Below are 17,085 nucleotides of genomic sequence, written 5' to 3'. Positions count from 1 at the left end.
GTACCCCCTCCCCCCCCCCCTCCCTCCCCCCCCCCCCCCCGCGCCCCGCCCCCCCCCCCCCCCCCCCCGGGGGCCCGGGGGGGGGGGGGGGGCGCCCGCGAAGCTTTTGTATACAAAAACCCTTGATCCATGGCATCCAATAGACAAAACGCATGGCCTCGACCGTGCCTTTTGCGCTGGCGTCTGAGAAAATGCCCGCACTATTTTTCCGGATGCCGACATGACTGCCCTGAAGAACGATCGTTTCCTGCGTGCACTGCTCAAGCAACCCGTAGACGTCACCCCGGTGTGGATGATGCGCCAGGCCGGCCGCTATCTGCCGGAGTACCGCGCCAGCCGCGCCAAGGCTGGTGACTTCATGAGCCTGTGCATGAACCCGCAGTTCGCCTGCGAGGTAACCCTGCAGCCGCTGGACCGCTACCCGCTGGACGCGGCGATCCTGTTCTCGGACATCCTCACCATCCCCGACGCCATGGGCCTGGGCCTGTACTTCGAAACCGGCGAAGGTCCGCGTTTCAAGAAGGTCATCAGCACCCCGGCCGACATCGAAGCGCTGCCGATCCCTGACCCGCAGAAAGACCTCGGTTACGTCATGGACGCGGTCAGCACCATCCGCCGCGAACTCAACGGCCGCGTGCCGCTGATCGGTTTCTCCGGCAGCCCGTGGACCCTGGCCACCTACATGGTCGAAGGCGGCTCCTCGAAGGACTTCCGCAAGACCAAGGCGATGGCCTACGACAACCCGCAGGCCCTGCACCTGCTGCTGGACAAGCTGGCCCAGTCGGTCACCAGCTACCTCAATGGGCAGATTCTCGCAGGCGCCCAGGCCGTACAGATTTTCGACACCTGGGGCGGCAACCTGTCGGCGGCGGCCTACCAGGAGTTCTCCCTGGCCTACATGCGCAAGATCGTCAGCGGCCTGATCCGCGAGCACGAAGGGCGCAAGGTGCCGGTGATCCTGTTCACCAAGAACGGCGGCCTGTGGCTGGAAAGCATCGCCGAAGCCGGCGCCGACGCGCTGGGCCTGGACTGGACCTGCGAGATCGGTGATGCGCGCCGCCGCGTGGGTGACAAGGTGGCGTTGCAGGGCAACATGGACCCGACCGTGCTGTATGCCAAGCCCGAGGCCATCCGCAACGAAGTGGCGCGCATCCTGGCCAGCTATGGCCACGGTACCGGCCATGTGTTCAACCTGGGCCACGGCATTACCCCGGAGGTCGACCCGGAGCATGCCGGCGTGTTCATCAACGCGGTGCATGAGCTGTCGGCGCAATACCATCAGTAAGCTGATCCGCTGAAAACGAAAGCCCGGCCATGTGCCTAATCCTGTTCACTTAAGCGATTTGGGCCGCTCTGCGGCCCATCGCAGGCAAGCCAGCTCCCACAGGTACAGCGCAGACCTCAAGAATTGCGCAGTCCTGTGGGAGCGGGCTTGCCTGCGATGGGCTGCACAGCAGCCCCAATCAGTGTGTCATCACACTTAAGTGAACAAGCATTACGGCCATGTGCCGGGCTTTTTGCTGCGTTAAGTTTTAATTCAGCGGTCTTCGCTAATCTGGTCCCATCGAAACCGAAACAGGACCTGATCCCCATGAAAACCCGCTACCTCGCTCTGATCCTCGCACCACTGTTCAGCACCGCAGCCCTGGCCGCCGGCTACACCGGCCCCGGCGCCCAGTCGGTCACTACTGTTGCCGCTGCCAATGACGCCGCTGATGACACCCCGGTGGTGCTGCAGGGCTTCGTGACCAAGAAGATCAATAACGACGACAAGTACGAGTTCAAGGACAACACCGGCACCATCACCGTGGAAATCGATGATGAAGACCTGCCGACCACACCGTTCAATGACAAGACCAAGGTCAAGCTGACCGGCGAGGTGGAGAAGCACCTGATGAGCCGGGAGGTGGATGTGGACCTGGTCGAGATCGTCAACTGATACAAGGGCCTCTTCGCGGGCATGCCCGCTCCCGCAGGGTTTTACGCCGAGGAGCGGCGTACCCGCGAATGCCTTACATCGATTTCGGCGGCAACTTGCTCAGGTGCAACGCCACCAGCAGCGCCACCCCCAACAGGCTGCCAATGAACAAGCCGATGCCATTCCAGCCCCATTGGTGCCAGAACACGCCGCCCGCCGTACCGGCCACGCTCGACCCGGCGTAGTAGCTGAACAAATACAGCGACGACGCCTGCCCCTTGGCCTTCAACGCCCGGCGGCCGATCCAGCTGCTGGCCACCGAGTGCGCGCCAAAGAAGCCGAAGGTGAACACCAGCATGCCGACAATCACCAGCACCAGCGGGCTGGCCAGAGTCATCAGCAAACCGCTTGCCATCACCACGATGCTGGCCCAAAACACCTTGCGCCGCCCCAGTTTGTCGGCCAGCGCACCCACTTGCGCCGAGCTGTAGATGCCCGACAGGTACACCACCGACAGCAAGCCGACCAGCGCCTGGTTCATGTGGTAGGGCTCGGCCAGCAGACGATAGCCGATGTAGTTGAACAGGGTGACGAAGGCGCCCATCAGCAGGAAGGCTTCGAGGAACAGCCAGGGCAGGCCGGCATCCTTGAAGTGCATGACGAAGCCATCCAGCAGGCTGCGTGGGTTCATTGCCTGCGGGCGAAAGTTGCGCGACTCGGGCAGCACCTTCCAGAACACCAGCGCCGCCACCAGGGCCAGGGCACCGATGGTCAGCATCGCCGTGTGCCAGCTGACGAAATCGATCAGCACGCCAGTGATCAGCCGCCCGCTCATGCCGCCAATGGCGTTGCCACCGATGTACAGGCCCATGGCCAGGCCGATGTGCTGTGGATGGATTTCTTCGCTGAGGTAGGTCATGGCCACTGCTGCCAGGCCACTCAGAGACAAGCCGACCAGCGCGCGGGTGGCCAGTACCAGCTCCCAGCTCGGCATCACTGCGCTGGCCAAGGTGGAAAGGGCGGCGCAGACCAGGGCGAACACCATCACCGGCTTGCGCCCGATACGGTCAGAGACCGGCCCGGTGATCAGCAGGCCGAACGCCAGCAAGGCCGTGGACACCGACAGCACCAGGCTGCTCTGCGCCGCATTGATGGCAAATTCCTTCGACAGCAGCGGCATCATCGGCTGCACGCAGTACAGCAGGGCAAAGGTGGCGAAGCCGCCGCTGAACAGGGCCAGCACGGTTTTCATGAAGGCGGGGGTGCCTTTTTCTATCCACATTTCGTTCAGCGGGGCAGGTTCAGGCTCGACGGAAAGGGGGGCCAAGGCAGTTTTCACGGGCGGTACCTCTGACGCAATGAAAAAAGCATATAGCTGGCTAATGATTAGATCCAATATATTGTTCGACCTATTTAAGAGGTTTTACGACCTGTTCGGAGCCGATCATGGAACTGCGTCATCTGCGCTACTTCATTGCCGTGGCTGAAGAGCTGCACTTTGGCCGCGCCGCCCAGCAACTGGGCATTTCCCAGCCGCCGCTGAGCCAGCAGATCCAGGCGCTGGAGCAGGAACTGGGGGCGCGCCTGTTCGAGCGGACCAACCGGCGGGTCGAGCTGAGCGAGGCCGGGCGGCTGTTCCTCGAGGAAGCGCGCCAGGTGCTGGCGCAGGTCGAGAAGGCTGCCGATGTGGCCCGGCGTGCGCAGTTGGGTGAGTTGGGCGAAATGAAGATCGGTTTCACCTCGTCGGCGCCGTTCACCTCGAATATCCCCAAGGCCATCCATGCCTTCCGCCAGCGCTTTCCGGCGGTGCATCTGAACCTTAGGGAAATGAGCAGCCGCGATGTTGCCGAGGGGGTGTTCGACGAGTCGATCGAAGTGGGGCTGATGCGGCCGATGCCGTTGCCGGAAGGCTTGCTCGCCACCGAGTTGTTCCGTGAGCCGCTGGTAGCGGTGATCAATGCCTCGCACCCGCTGGCCGAGGGCACCGAGCAGGGCGTGTACATGGCAGCGTTGGCCCATGAGCCGTTCGTGTTCTTCCCGCGCAGCTATGGCAGCGGGCTGCATGCGCAGTTGCTGAGCCTGGCGCGGCAGGCGGGGTTCAGCCCGCACTTTGCCCAGGAGGCGGGGGAGGCGATGACCATCATCGGCCTGGTGTCGGCGGGGTTGGGGGTGTCGGTGCTGCCGGCTTCGTTCCAGCGCATGCGCATCGAAGGGGTGGTGTATCGCACGCTGCTCGATGAAGGGGCGACGTCGGCGGTGTGGCTGGTGCAGCGCGAGCGCGGTGGTTCGGCGATGGCCAAGGCGTTTGCCGAACTGCTGCTTCGGGCAAATGGCACTGGCCATTGCCGCGACGGCGCCACATACTCGGGCATTCGTTGAAACACGGAGGTCTATCATGCGGCGCGTGGTGTTCAATCAGAAAGGTGGCGTGGGCAAGTCGAGCATCGCCTGCAACCTGGCGGCGGTCAGTGCCAGTGAAGGCTACCGGACCCTGCTGATCGACCTGGATGCCCAGGCCAACTCGACCCAGTACCTCACCGGCCTCACCGGCGAGGACATCCCCATGGGCATTGCCGATTTCTTCAAGCAAAGCCTGTCCAGCGGCCCGTTCAGCAAGAAGAACAAGGTCGACATCTACGAAACCCCTTTCGATAACCTGCACGTGGTGACCGCCACTGCCGAGCTGGCCGACCTGCAGCCGAAGCTCGAGGCAAAGCACAAGATAAACAAATTGCGCAAATTGCTCGACGAACTGGACGAGGACTACGAGCGCATTTACATCGACACTCCGCCAGCGCTGAACTTTTATGCGGTTTCCGCGTTGATTGCCGCCGATCGCGTGCTGATCCCCTTCGACTGCGACAGTTTCTCCCGTCAGGCCCTGTACGGCCTGCTGGCCGAGATCGAAGAGCTCAAGGAAGACCACAACGAAGACCTGCTGGTCGAAGGCATCGTGGTCAATCAGTTCCAGTCCCGCGCCAGCCTGCCGCAGCAGATGCTCGATGAACTGCTGGAAGAGGGCCTGCCGGTGCTGCCGGTGTACCTGGGCAGTTCGGTGAAGATGCGCGAGTCGCACCACGCCAGCCTGCCGCTGATTCACCTGGAGCCCAGGCATAAACTGACCCAGCAGTTTGTCGAATTGCATTCACTGCTCGAAGAGAACGCTTAAACCCCTTGGCTACGCAACCAATCCAGCAACGACTGGAGTGGAAACGCCCCAGCCTGGCGGCTGACTTCACGGCTATTCCTGAACAGCAGCAGGCTGGGGATCGAGCGAATGCCCAGTTGCCCGGCCAGGTTGCGGTTGGCTTCGCTGTCGAGCTTGGCCAGGCGGCAGCGGCCGGACAGCTGGCGGGCGGCCTGTTCGAAGGTGGGAGCGAAGGATTTGCACGGGCCGCACCAGTCGGCCCAGATGTCGACCAGCAGCGGCAGGTCGCCTTTGATCTGGCTGGCGTAGCTGGCTTCGGTGAGTTCGAAGGGGGTGCTCAGCAGTACATCCTGTTTGCAGCGGCCGCATTTCGGCGCGTCGCCCAGGCGCTCGGCGGGCAGGCGGTTGAGGCCGTTGCAGTGGGGGCAGGGGATTACCAGTGGTTCGGACATATAAATTCCTTGTGTTTTTTGTTCGGGCCCTATCGCCGGCAAGCCAGCTCCCACAGGTATGGCGCAAGCCTTGGGTTGAGCGCCGTACCTGTGGGAGCGGGTTTGCCCGCGAACACCGGCGTAGCCGGTGCCATCTAGCGCGTCGCATTCTTCGCGGGTGAACCCGCTCCCACAGGGTTTGGAGTTGGTCAGGAAGAGCAGCTGATTTCCAGGTGCTTGCCCCACTCCGGCGGGCGCTCGGCATACGCCTGCATCCCAGGCTGTTCTTCGAACGGTTTGCTCAGCACCTGATGCAGCTGTCGCACTTCACTGTAATCGCCCGCTTCGGCCGCTTCGATGGCTTTCTGTGCCAGGTAGTTGCGCAGTACATACAGCGGATTCACCGCGTGCATCCGTTCCCGTCGCCCGTCGGCATTGCCCGCTTCACGTTCGCAGCGGGCCCGGTAGTCGGCGCCCCAGGCATCGAAGCCGGCCAGGTCGATGAAGTCGTCGCGCACCACTTTCAGCGCATCGGCCAGCGTCTGCTCGCCCAGTTTGCGGAAGAACAGGTTGTAATCCACGCCACCGCTCTGCATACGCTGCAACAGCCGCTCGACCAGTGCCATGTCGCCGTCCTCGGCAGTGGTCAGGCCCAGGCGGCGGCGCATCAGGTCGAGGTAATGCGCCTGGTAGAGCGGCAGGAACAACCCCAAGGCCTCCTTCAATGGCTCCACTTCGATCACCGTGGTCAGCGCCTGGGCCAGCGCGCTGAGGTTCCAATGGGCAATTGGTACCTGGTTGGCGTAGCTGTAGCGGCCGCGGTCGTCGGAGTGGTTGCAGATGAAGTTGGCGTCGAAGTCGTCGAGGAAGGCGTAAGGGCCGAAGTCGAAGGTGATGCCGAGGATCGACATGTTGTCAGTGTTCATCACCCCGTGGCAGAAGCCATAGGCCTGCCAGCGGGCGGTCAGTTCGGCGTTGCGCTCGACGATGGTGCGGAACATGGCCAGGTAGGGCTGTTCGGCGTCGCGGCACTCGGGGTAGTGCTGTTGCAGCACGTGGTCGATCAGTACGCGCTGCTGTTCGGGCTGTTTGGTGTAGTAGAAATATTCGAAATGGCCGAAGCGCACATGGCTCGGTGCCAGCCGCGTGAGCATGGCCGCGCTTTCGCGGGTTTCGCGCCACACCGGGGTGCTCGAACCGATCACGCACAACGCCCGGCTGCTGGGGATGTGCAGGGCGTGCAGGGCTTCGGAGGCGAGGAATTCACGGATGGACGAGCGCAGCACGGCACGGCCATCACCCATGCGCGAATACGGCGTCTGGCCAGCGCCCTTGAGGTGCAGGTCCCAGTGCTCGCCTGCGTCATTCAGCACTTCGGCCAGCAACAGGCCACGGCCGTCGCCCAGGCGTGGGTTGTAGGAGCCGAACTGATGGCCGGAGTAGACCATCGCGCGCGGGTCGGCTTCCTCCCACAGCTTGTGGCCGCTGAACAGTTCGGCGAACACTGGCTCATTGGCCTGCGCCGGGTCGAGGTCGAGCAGGGCCATGGCCGACTCGCTCGCTACCACCAGGCGCGGGTCTGCGATGGGTTCGGGCAGCACCTGGGTGGAGAACGCATCGCCAAGGCGGGCGAAGCGGTTGTCGAAGGTGAGTTGGTCGAGGGCTTTCATGGGCCGGCTCCTGAGCATGATTGACCGGGGCCGCTTTGCGGCCCTTCGCGGGCTCGCCCGCTCCCACAGGGATTGCGCCGCTCGCAGGGGCAGCAGTGGCCCTGTGGGAGCGGGCGAGCCCGCGAACGAGGGCAAAGCCCTCGCCGGGATTCTGGACAGATTAAAGTATTCGAGCCCACTCAGGCCGAAGCAGTGCCATCCGATTTCGGCTGCTCCAGCGGAATCAGCTGCTGCTTGCCCCCTTTGGGGTCCATCAGAAACACCTCGACCTGGCGTACCGAGATCTTGATGTTGTGCGCCTTGAACTCGCGATTGATATAGCGGTTGATCTCGTCCAGCGTCGGGTTGCGGTCGCCCAGGTCACGCACGTGCATGCGCAGCTCATGGTCCAGCGAGCTCTCGCCGAAGTTGAGGAAGTACACGATGGGCTCCGGGTCCTTGAGTACCCGTGGGTTCTCGTGGGCGCCCTTGAGCAGCAGTTCGCGCACCAGGTCCAGGTCGGAGCCATAGTCGATGCCCAGCTTCAGCGTCACCCGGGTAACCGTGTCGGTCAGCGACCAGTTGATCAGCTGGCCGGTGATGAAGGTCTTGTTGGGGACGATGATGTCCTTGCGGTCGAAGTCGGTGATGGTGGTGGCGCGGATGCGGATCTTGCTCACCGTGCCCGAGAGGTTGCCGATGGTGATGGTGTCACCGATACGCACCGGGCGCTCGAACAGGATCATGATGCCGGAGATGAAGTTGGCGAAGATCTCCTGCATGCCGAAGCCCAGGCCCACCGACAGCGCGGCCACCAGCCATTGCAGCTTGTCCCAGCTGACCCCCAGGGTGGACAAGGTGCTGACGATGCCGACGCCGACGATGGTGTACGACAGCAATGTGGTGGTGGCGTAGGCGCTGCCCTGGGCCAGGTTCAGGCGTGACAGCACCAGCACCTCCAGCAGGCCCGGCAAGTTGCCGGCCAGGGCGAAGGTGATGCCGACGATCACCAGCGCGCCCAGCAGGTCGCCAAGGCTGATCGGAACCATGCTGGCAGCGGCGCCGGTGCCGCTGGTGTATTCGTAGAGGACGAAGTTGTTGAGGTAGGCGAATACTGAGATCAGGTCGGACCACACCCAGTAAAGGCCGGCGATGAAGCCGCCCAGCAGGGCCAGGCGAATCAGGCGCAGCGACTGCTGGTTGACCTGCTCGATGTCCAGCGTCGGCTCTTCGGTGATGACTTCGCCGTCCAGCCCTTCCTTGGCCGCCGCGCGTTTGCTCAGCGCCCGCTGGTAGGCCAGGCGCCGGGCCGCTACCGACAGTCCGCGCACGAACGCGGCTTCGATCACCAGCCAGAACAGCAGCAGGTAAAGCGTGTAGATCAGCCGGTCGGTGAGCTTCAGCGCGGTGTAGTAGTAGCCGAAGCACACCGCCACGAACAGGGCGATGGGCAGCGCGGTGAAAGCCACGCCCACGGCCTTGCGGAACAGCGAGGTGTCGCGGTGCGCCGGGCTGCTGAGCAGCAGGCGGCTGAGCAGCCAGGCCATCAGCGCATAGCAGGCCAGGACCACGCCGATGCCCAGCACGTCGTCGGCCAGCGCCGACGGCTGATGCTCGGCCACTGCCACCACACCGACCAGCGCCAGTACCACGGTGCCCAGGCGGCGCACCCAGCCGCGCAGGAACTCGACCTGCGGCTTGTGCCAGCGGAAGTGGATTTCCGCCACGCCACCGGGGGCGAGGATGCGATAGGCGGTGTAGAACACCAGCCAGGCCTGGGCCAGTTGCCACAGTGCGGCACCGAGGTTGGCGTTCTGCCCGCGGGCGTCGATCTGCAGGGCGTAGCTGCACAGCGCCAGGCCCAGGCTGACCGGCATCGCCAGCAGGATGTTGATGAGGATCGCCTGCGGCGTGTGCCATTGGCTGTCACGGCGGAAGTGGCCGATGTCCTGGTGCACCTTGCCCAACCGCTGGTACAGGTACTTGCGTCGCCACAGCAGGGCGCCGATCACCAGCAGCAGCGGCAGGAACAGCAGCGGGCGCTGGCTCAGGCCGTCGGCCAGTTCCTTCAGGCCCGAACCCCACGGCAGGTTGGCCACCTGGTCGGCCAGGCGTTCCGGCACGTAGCGCAGCCAGTCCCAGTCCAGCGGCTTGTTGCTGGGGATCCAGAACATCTGCTCGTCGAGGGTGGTGCGCAGGCTCTGGGCGGTGCCCAGCAACTGCTTCTGGTTGAGCTGCAGGGTGATCGATTCGTTGAGCAGGGCCGATAGCTCGCGGTTCAGCCGCTCCAGCAGGTCGCTGCGGGTAATGGCCACTTCCAGCAGGGCCTTGCGCAGTTGCGGCGTCACCTCTTCCTGCGGCTGGGAAGCCAGCAGCTTGTCGACGTAGGTGACCGGGCTGCTCATCTGTTCGCGTTGCTGATTGACCTCGAACTGGTACAGGCGGGTGTCGGCGATCTGGTCGGCCAGGTCGCGGTCGACTTTCAGGTGCGGCAGGGTCTGCTTCTGCTTGTAGAGGATCTTCGACAGCAACAAGCTGCCTTTGAGCACGTTGATCTGCTCGTCCAGCGCCTGGTCGGCCTGGGTCAGGCTGTCCAGTTGCTGCTTGGTGCGCAGGTTCTGCTGGGTCAGTTCGTTGAGGCGGTCGGTGCTTTTCAGCAGGTAGTCGGAGAGCTTGAGGTTGACCGCGCTTTCGGTGGCCAGCAGGCTGCTGCCACCGGCTTTCTGGGCCTCGATCGACTGCTGGGTGACCGCCTCCTGGGACTGGGCCAGGCGTTTGTCATTGATCAGGGTCTGCAGGTCCTGGATTTCCTGCTCCAGGCGCGCGGCGCGCTCGATCAGCAGGTCGTGGCGCGCGTTGCCCAGGTCTTGCAGCAGGCTGTTGCCGGCCAGTTCCTGGCGGCGTAGCAGGGTCAGGGCGTTGAGCGAAGCCAGCTCGGCATTGAGCTGGTTGCGCTGGTCGGCATTGATCGGCTTGCCGGCGTCCTTGCCGGTCTTGAGGATGCTGTTGATCTGCTGGGTGCGCGCCTGGCTGTTGCTGATTTCGGCCTGGGCGCGTTCCGGGCGGGTCTGCGAATTGATGATCAGGCTGTTGGCTTCGGACAACGCCTTCTGCAGCTCGCCCTGCTGGGTGCTGCGCTCGCTGAGCATCTGCTCCAGCTGCGGCACGCTGAGGCTGGCATAGCGCTGGGCCACCGGCTGTGGCTTGCTTTCCTTGAGCTTGGCCAGTTCGCGTTGGCTGTCGCTGGTTTCTTTCGGCGCACCGGCCAGCTGCTGCTTCAGCGCGGCGAGCTTCTTCTCGTTGTCTTCCTTGCTGGCGAGCAGGCTGAGGGTTTGCTCCAGCACCTGCTGCAGGGCTTTCTGCTCGGCCTCGGGCAGCTTGCGCTCGGCGATCTTGTCGAGGCTGTTCTGGATGCTGGCGGTGGTCGGGGCTTCTGCCGCTGTGGCTGCAAAAGAGAGGGACAGGCACAGCCCGAGCAGGGCTGTGCGGAGGTACACGCGCAGGGACATAGGCAGACTACTTGGGAATCAGGCAAACGAAGTTTAGAGGAACAATCCTGGTCCGGGTCGCGTTCCTTCGGGGAATCTGACGCCTACTTTCTGGATCTTGTTCCCGTCCATGGTGGCCACGGTCCAGATCGTGCCATGCCATTCGACCTGGTCACCTACTACTGGAGCGCCTCCGACCTTCTGTCGGATGAACTGCGCCAGCGGCGTTTTCGCGTCCAGGCCATCGAGTTTCAGGCCGTACAGCGCTGCCACCGCACCCAGTTCGGCATCGCCTTCGAGCACGAAATCGCCGAAGAAACGCAGGTCAAGGCCGCGCTGTGGCGCCTGGCTGAACAGTTTGCCCAGCGCTGGCAGGTTGTGCTCGTGGCCGATCACGCAGAGCATGTCGCCCACTTCCAGCACGGTGCTGCCCGACGGGTGCAGCAGCTGCTCGCCGCGAAACAGCGCGGCGATGCGCGTGCCTTCGGGCATTTTCAGCTCGCGCAGGGCGGCGCCGATGCACCACTTTTCGGCGCCCAGGCGGTAGACGAACAGTTCCCACTCGCTGGTGATGTGCACTTCCAGGGCAGAACGGGAAATCGGCGCCGGGTCTGGCGGTACCGTCACTTTCAGCAGCTTGGCCATCCACGGCAGGCTGGTGCCTTGGACCAGCAACGACACCAGCACGATGAAGAACGCCAGGTTGAAGAACAGCTGGGCGTCCGGCAGGCCGGCCATCAGCGGGAACACGGCGAGAATGATCGGTACCGCGCCGCGCAGCCCAACCCAGGAAATGAAGCCCTTTTCCCGGCCGTGGAAGGCCTTGAACGGCAGCAGCGCAGCGACCACCGACAGCGGCCGGGCGACCAGGATCATCCACAACGCCAGGCCCAGCGCCGGCAGGGCGATGGGCAGCAGGTCGTGTGGGGTGACCAGCAGGCCCAGCACCAGGAACATGCCGATCTGCGCCAGCCAGGCCATGCCGTCGAGCATGTGCAGGATGCCGTGGCGGCTGCGGATCGGCTTGTTGCCCAGCACCAGGCCGCACAGGTACACCGCGAGGAAACCGCTGCCATGCAGGGCGTTGGTCAGCGAGAACACGGCCAGGCCCCCCGCGATCACCAGGATCGGGTAGAGGCCGCCGGCCAGGTTGATGCGGTTGACCAGTTGCAGCATCACCCAGCCGCCGCCCAAGCCCAGAAGCCCGCCGATACCGAACTCGCGCAGCAGGTGGGTGAGCAGGCTCCAGTGCAGGCCGGTCTGGCCACTGGCGATCATGTCGATCAGGGTGACGGTAAGGAACACCGCCATCGGGTCGTTGCTGCCAGACTCGATCTCCAGGGTGGCGGTCACCCGCTCGTTCAGGCCTTTGCCGCCAAGCAGCGAGAACACCGCCGCAGCGTCGGTGGAACCGACGATGGCGCCGATCAGCAGGCCCTGGATCAGGCTCAGGTCGAACAGCCAGGCGGCGACCAGTCCGGTGAGGGCGGTGGTGATCATCACCCCGACGGTAGCCAGCGACAGCGCCGGCCACAACGCCACGCGGAAGCTTGCGACCCGTGTGCGCAGGCCACCATCGAGCAGAATCACGGCCAGTGCCAGGTTGCCCACCAGGTAGGCGGTCGGGTAGTTGTTGAAGATGATGCCGCCACCATCGACCCCGGCGACCATGCCGACGGCGAGGATGATGACCAGGATAGGAATGCCCAGGCGCGATGACAGCGAACTGACCAGGATACTTGCGCCCACCAGCAATGCGCCGATCAGGAACAGGCTGTTGATGGTGCTTGCATCCAAAGGCTGGTACTCCGGGGTATTGCGGAAAGAGGACTTGACTGGCAAGTCGCGTGCCAATCGATTCTAACCTGATGAATTGGCAGGCTGTAAAGCGTTTCTGCAGATGTGCAAAAGGCACCGCGCTGGTGCCTTTTGTTGTATTGCCGGGGTGGGCCCTTTCGCGGGTGAACCCGCTCCCACAGGTACTGCACAGTTTTCAAAACCTGTGTGAGCCCTGTGGGAGCGGCTTTAGCCGCGAAGAGGCCGGTGCAGGCTTACGCCTGCTTCACCTCACGCATCGGCTTGCCCTTCACCGGTGCATCGCCCGCCACGTAGTACTTGGCGGTGCTGCGCGGCAGCGGCTTGCGGCCACGGATCTTGTCCGAGATCTTCTCGGCGATCATGATCGTGGTGGCGTTGAGGTTGCCGGTGATGATGATCGGCATGATCGAAGCGTCGACCACGCGCAGGCCTTTCATGCCATGCACGCGACCTTCGTTATCGACCACCGCCATGTCATCGGTGCCCATCTTGCACGAGCAGGACGGGTGGAAGGCGGTTTCGGCGTGCTCGCGGATGAACTTGTCCAGTTCTTCGTCGGTTTGCACGTGGGCGCCCGGGCTGATCTCGCGACCGCGGTACGGGTCCAGCGCCGGCTGGGCCATGATTTCGCGGGTCAGGCGGATGCCGTCACGGAATTCCTGCCAGTCCTGCTCGGTGGCCATGTAGTTGAACAGGATGCTCGGGTGCTGGCGCGGGTCTTTCGACTTGGCCTGGATACGGCCACGGCTCGGCGAACGCATCGAACCCATGTGCGCCTGGAAGCCGTGTTCCTTCACGCCGTTGGAGCCGTTGTAATTGATCGCGACCGGGAGGAAGTGGTACTGGATGTTCGGCCACTTGAATTCCGGACGGGTACGAATGAAACCACCGGCCTCGAACTGGTTGCTGGCGCCGATGCCGGTGCCGTTGAACATCCACTCGGCGCCGATGGCCGGCTGGTTCCACCACAGCAGCGACGGGTACAGCGACACCGGCTGGGTGCAAGCGTACTGCAGGTACAGTTCCAGGTGGTCCTGCAGGTTTTCGCCAACACCCGGCAGGTCGTGCACCACAGGGATGTCGAGGCTTTCGAGCAGGGCACGCGGGCCGACGCCGGAGCGCTGCAGCAGTTGCGGCGAGGCAATGGCGCCGGAGCTGACGATGACTTCCTTGCGGGCACGGGCTTCGACGCGCTCTTCGCTGTCGCCAACCAGGTAGGTCACGCCGATGGCGCGCTTGCCGTTGAACAGCACGCGGTCGGTGAGGGCGTGGGTGACGATGGTCAGGTTCGGGCGCTTCTTGGCCTGGTCCAGGTAGCCGCGGGCGGTGCTGGAACGGCGGCCTTGCTTGGTCACGGTACGGTCCATCGGACCGAAACCTTCCTGCTGGTAGCCGTTGAGGTCTTCGGTGCGCGGGTAACCGGCCTGCACGCCGGCTTCGACCATGGCGTGGAACAGCGGATTGTTGCCGGCTTTTGGCGTAGTCACGCTGACCGGGCCTTCGCCGCCGTGGTAGTCGTTCGGGCCGATGTCACGGGTTTCTGCCTTGCGGAAGTACGGCAGGCAGTCGAGGTAGGTCCAGTCTTCCAGGCCTGGCAGTTCTGCCCAGCCGTCGAAGTCCATGGCGTTACCGCGGATGTAGCACATGCCGTTGATCAGTGACGAGCCACCCAGGCCCTTGCCGCGGCCACATTCCATGCGGCGGCCGTCCATGTGCGGCTCCGGGTCGGTCTCGTAGGCCCAGTTGTAGCGGCGGCCCTGCAGCGGGAAGGCCAGGGCGGCCGGCATCTGGGTACGGAAGTCGAAGCGGTAGTCGGGGCCACCGGCTTCGAGCAGCAGCACGGTAACGCCGGCGTCTTCGGTCAGGCGGGTCGCCAGGGTGTTACCGGCCGAGCCGGCACCGACGATGATGTAATCGTATTCTTTGGACATGAAAGTACCCTCATGTTGGCGGTGATCAGGGAGCGGAAACGCCCGTGCACAGCGGCACGGGCGTGGCTAGACAGGGTTTAGAAAACCGAGTTGTAGCCGCCCAGCTCGACCTGGACCGACTTGATGCGAGTGTATTGAGCCAGCGAGCTGATGCCGTTCTCACGGCCGACACCCGACTGCTTGTAACCACCGACCGGCATTTCGGCCGGCGATTCGCCCCAGGCGTTGATCCAGCAGATACCGGCTTCAAGCTTGTGGATGATGCGGTGGGCGCGGGTGATGTCGTTGGTGCAGACGCCGGCGGCCAGGCCGTATTCGGTGTCGTTGGCACGACGGATCACTTCTTCTTCGGTTTCGTAGGTGAGGATGCTCATCACCGGGCCGAAGATCTCTTCCTTGACGATGGTCATGTCGTCGCTGCAGTCGGTGAACACGGTCGGGGCCACGAAGGCGCCCTTGGCGAAGTCACCGGCGGTCAGACGCTCGCCGCCGCACAGCACGCGGGCACCTTCTGCCTTGCCCTTGGCGATGTAGCCGAGCACGCTTTCCATGTGCTGGAAGCTGACCAGCGGGCCGAAATTGGTGTTCTCGTCTTCCGGGTTGCCAACGCGGATGCGGGCGACGCGCTCGACGATCTTGGCTTCGAAGGCAGCCTTCATTTCAGCCGGGATGAACACGCGGGTGCCGTTGGTGCACACCTGGCCCGAGCTGTAGAAGTTGGCCATCATGGCGATGTCGGCGGCCTTGTCCAGGTCGGCGTCGGCGCAGATGATCAGGGGCGACTTGCCGCCCAGTTCCATGGTGACTTCCTTGAGCGACGAACTCGAGGCGCTGGCCATGACCTTCTTGCCGGTGGTGGTGCCGCCGGTGAAGGAGACTTTTTCGATGCGCGGGTGCTCGGTCAGCCAGGTGCCGACTTCGCGGCCGCTGCCGGTCAGGACGTTGAATACGCCGTTCGGCAGGCCGGCTTCGGTGTAGATCTCGGCCAGTTTCAGGGTGGTCAGCGAGGTGACTTCCGACGGTTTGAAAATCATCGCGTTGCCGGCAGCCAGGGCCGGGGCGGATTTCCACAGGGCGATCTGGATCGGGTAGTTCCAGGCACCGATACCGGCGGTCACGCCCAGTGGCTCGCGGCGGGTGTAGACGAAGGACGATTCGCGCAGCGGGATCTGCTCGCCTTCGATGGCCGGTACCAGGCCTGCGTAGTACTCCAGCACGTCAGCGCCGGTGACGATGTCGACGTAGCGGGTTTCCGAGTACGACTTGCCAGTGTCCAGGGTTTCCAGCATGGCCAGCTCGTCGTTGCGCTCGCGCAGGATCTCGACGGCGCGGCGCAGGATGCGCGAACGCTGCATGGCAGTCATCGCAGCCCAGACTTTCTGGCCACGCTCGGCGCTTTCGACGGCCTTTTCGACGTCAGCCGCGGTAGCACGTTGTACGTGGGCGAGGACTTCGCCGGTAGCCGGGTTGATGGCTTCGAAGGTGGCGTCGCTGCCAGCGTCGACGTAAGCGCCATCAATGTAGAGTTTTTGCGTTCCGAAACGGGCCATAGTGTCCTCGCAAGTGCAGTGTGTGGTTTGGCTTGCGCGTCACGCTCCTGCCGGGTTGGCAAGGGCCGTGCGCGGTTGTTCAGCGGCCTGGTCGTTGGTGCCCAGGGTGTGCTGTTTAGCCAGTTGTAGATCCATGTATTCGTAAGCAATCCGTATCGCCTGGTCGGTGTCGAATGCATCACCCGACAGGGCGCCACGCAGCCACAGGCCGTCGATCAGGGCTGCCAGGCCGCGGGCTGCCTTGCGCGCATGGTAGAGCGGCAGGGCGCGGCGGAACTGGCAGCACAGGTTGGAATACAGGCGGTGGTCGTTGATCCGCTGCAACCTGTGCAAATCGGGCTGGTGCATGCTGGAAGCCCAGAAGGCCAACCAGGTTTTCATCGCCGGGCCGTTCACCTGGCTGGCATCGAAGTTGCCCTCGATGATCACTTTCAGGTGGGCACGCGGGCTGTCGTCCGTCAGGGCCTGGCGACGTGCTCTGACGCCTTCGTTGAGCATGTTCATGATGTAACCCATCGTCGCTGCGATCAGGCCGTTCTTGTCCCGAAAGTAGTGACTGATGATGCCGTTCGACACACCGGCCAAACGGGCAATCAGCGCAATGCTGGCGTCACCCAGTCCGACCTGATCGACCGCCAGTAACGTGGCTTCGATCAACTGCTGGCGGCGGATGGGTTGCATACCGACCTTGGGCATCTTGCTTTCTCCTCAGGCCTGCGAGCAGACGACGGGCGGCTGACTCGGCGAAGGCCAGTCTATTTTGTTTTGATTGAACGTTCAATCAATAAAGAATAAGCTCTGCGACAATTTGTGCCATTGACAGTTTTTCAGGCGGTCGAGAAGGCACGGATTGACACCCCAGGAAATCGCGTAACCCCCGGAATACAAGGTGTTGACGGGCATGAGCGATGCGAAATGCAGATTCTGCCGTACGGTCACTGGCCCTGCGGCAGGCCCTTGGAGCGGGCGGGGTGATCTGTGACGAATGCGCGCACCTCGGCTGAGGCGTGGCATTTGCAGCAGGCCACCTGTCTGTTTTTTTGCAACGTATCGATTCGGGATCACGGTTTCCAGGGTGCTTTTATAACACCTGATGCAGTGGGGATATTCCACCAATTGCTCGGGAAAGACTGATTAGCCTCCACAGCCGTA

12 protein-coding genes are annotated in these 17,085 nt (G+C 63.5%); 4 read left to right on the top strand and 8 right to left on the bottom strand.

The window, feature by feature from the left end; translation table 11 throughout:
* The first annotated feature begins 220 nt into the window (after positions 1 to 220).
* A complete protein-coding gene (gene hemE / locus C6A77_RS04340) occupies positions 221 to 1,285 on the top strand; it encodes a uroporphyrinogen decarboxylase (protein WP_085677953.1) in 1,065 nt (354 codons plus the stop codon).
* Between the two features lie 306 nt (positions 1,286 to 1,591).
* Positions 1,592 to 1,939, top strand: a complete 348-nt coding sequence (locus C6A77_RS04335) for a NirD/YgiW/YdeI family stress tolerance protein (RefSeq protein WP_114168173.1) — start codon at positions 1,592 to 1,594, stop codon at positions 1,937 to 1,939.
* A gap of 73 nt (positions 1,940 to 2,012) precedes the next feature.
* Here the strand turns inward: C6A77_RS04335 and C6A77_RS04330 are convergent, their stop codons facing one another.
* The gene (locus C6A77_RS04330; RefSeq protein ID WP_241507385.1) at positions 2,013 to 3,200 is read right to left on the bottom strand and encodes an MFS transporter; all 1,188 of its coding nucleotides are present in this window, start codon (positions 3,198 to 3,200) and stop codon (positions 2,013 to 2,015) included.
* A 164-nt stretch (positions 3,201 to 3,364) separates the two neighbouring features.
* On the opposite strand from C6A77_RS04330, the gene C6A77_RS04325 reads away from it, so the two are divergent.
* Entirely contained in the window at positions 3,365 to 4,297 is a 933-nt protein-coding gene (locus C6A77_RS04325) for a LysR family transcriptional regulator (RefSeq protein ID WP_114168171.1), read from the top strand.
* 16 nt (positions 4,298 to 4,313) lie between these two features.
* Entirely contained in the window at positions 4,314 to 5,087 is a 774-nt protein-coding gene (locus tag C6A77_RS04320; RefSeq protein ID WP_114168170.1) for a ParA family protein, read from the top strand.
* Here C6A77_RS04320 and trxC read toward each other — a convergent pair.
* The 7 genes from trxC to betI all read right to left on the bottom strand — a co-directional run bounded on the left by trxC (position 5,084) and on the right by betI (position 16,629).
* A complete protein-coding gene (gene trxC / locus C6A77_RS04315) occupies positions 5,084 to 5,518 on the bottom strand; it encodes a thioredoxin TrxC (protein ID WP_114168177.1) in 435 nt (144 codons plus the stop codon). The two genes, C6A77_RS04320 and trxC, sit on opposite strands and share 4 nt — an antisense overlap.
* Before the next feature lie 188 nt (positions 5,519 to 5,706).
* The gene (locus tag C6A77_RS04310; protein WP_114168169.1) at positions 5,707 to 7,167 is read right to left on the bottom strand and encodes a protein adenylyltransferase SelO; all 1,461 of its coding nucleotides are present in this window, start codon (positions 7,165 to 7,167) and stop codon (positions 5,707 to 5,709) included.
* A gap of 179 nt (positions 7,168 to 7,346) precedes the next feature.
* Positions 7,347 to 10,655, bottom strand: coding sequence for a mechanosensitive channel MscK (gene mscK, locus C6A77_RS04305; RefSeq protein WP_114168168.1), 3,309 nt, complete (start codon positions 10,653 to 10,655; stop codon positions 7,347 to 7,349).
* A 33-nt stretch (positions 10,656 to 10,688) separates the two neighbouring features.
* Positions 10,689 to 12,431: a potassium/proton antiporter gene (locus C6A77_RS04300; RefSeq protein WP_114168167.1), complete on the bottom strand. Its 1,743-nt coding sequence runs from the start codon at positions 12,429 to 12,431 to the stop codon at positions 10,689 to 10,691.
* A 254-nt stretch (positions 12,432 to 12,685) separates the two neighbouring features.
* The gene (betA, locus tag C6A77_RS04290; RefSeq protein ID WP_114168166.1) at positions 12,686 to 14,383 is read right to left on the bottom strand and encodes a choline dehydrogenase; all 1,698 of its coding nucleotides are present in this window, start codon (positions 14,381 to 14,383) and stop codon (positions 12,686 to 12,688) included.
* A 77-nt stretch (positions 14,384 to 14,460) separates the two neighbouring features.
* A complete protein-coding gene (gene betB, locus C6A77_RS04285) occupies positions 14,461 to 15,933 on the bottom strand; it encodes a betaine-aldehyde dehydrogenase (protein ID WP_114168165.1) in 1,473 nt (490 codons plus the stop codon).
* A 39-nt stretch (positions 15,934 to 15,972) separates the two neighbouring features.
* The gene (gene betI, locus C6A77_RS04280; protein WP_114168164.1) at positions 15,973 to 16,629 is read right to left on the bottom strand and encodes a transcriptional regulator BetI; all 657 of its coding nucleotides are present in this window, start codon (positions 16,627 to 16,629) and stop codon (positions 15,973 to 15,975) included.
* Positions 16,630 to 17,085 lie beyond the last annotated feature (456 nt).

The organism is Pseudomonas sp. AFG_SD02_1510_Pfu_092 (genome assembly GCF_003331055.1).
In the GTDB taxonomy this organism is placed as follows: domain Bacteria; phylum Pseudomonadota; class Gammaproteobacteria; order Pseudomonadales; family Pseudomonadaceae; genus Aquipseudomonas.
The sequence above is the reverse complement of the archived record's forward strand: the minus strand, read 5'-3'. Positions and strand labels throughout refer to the sequence as shown.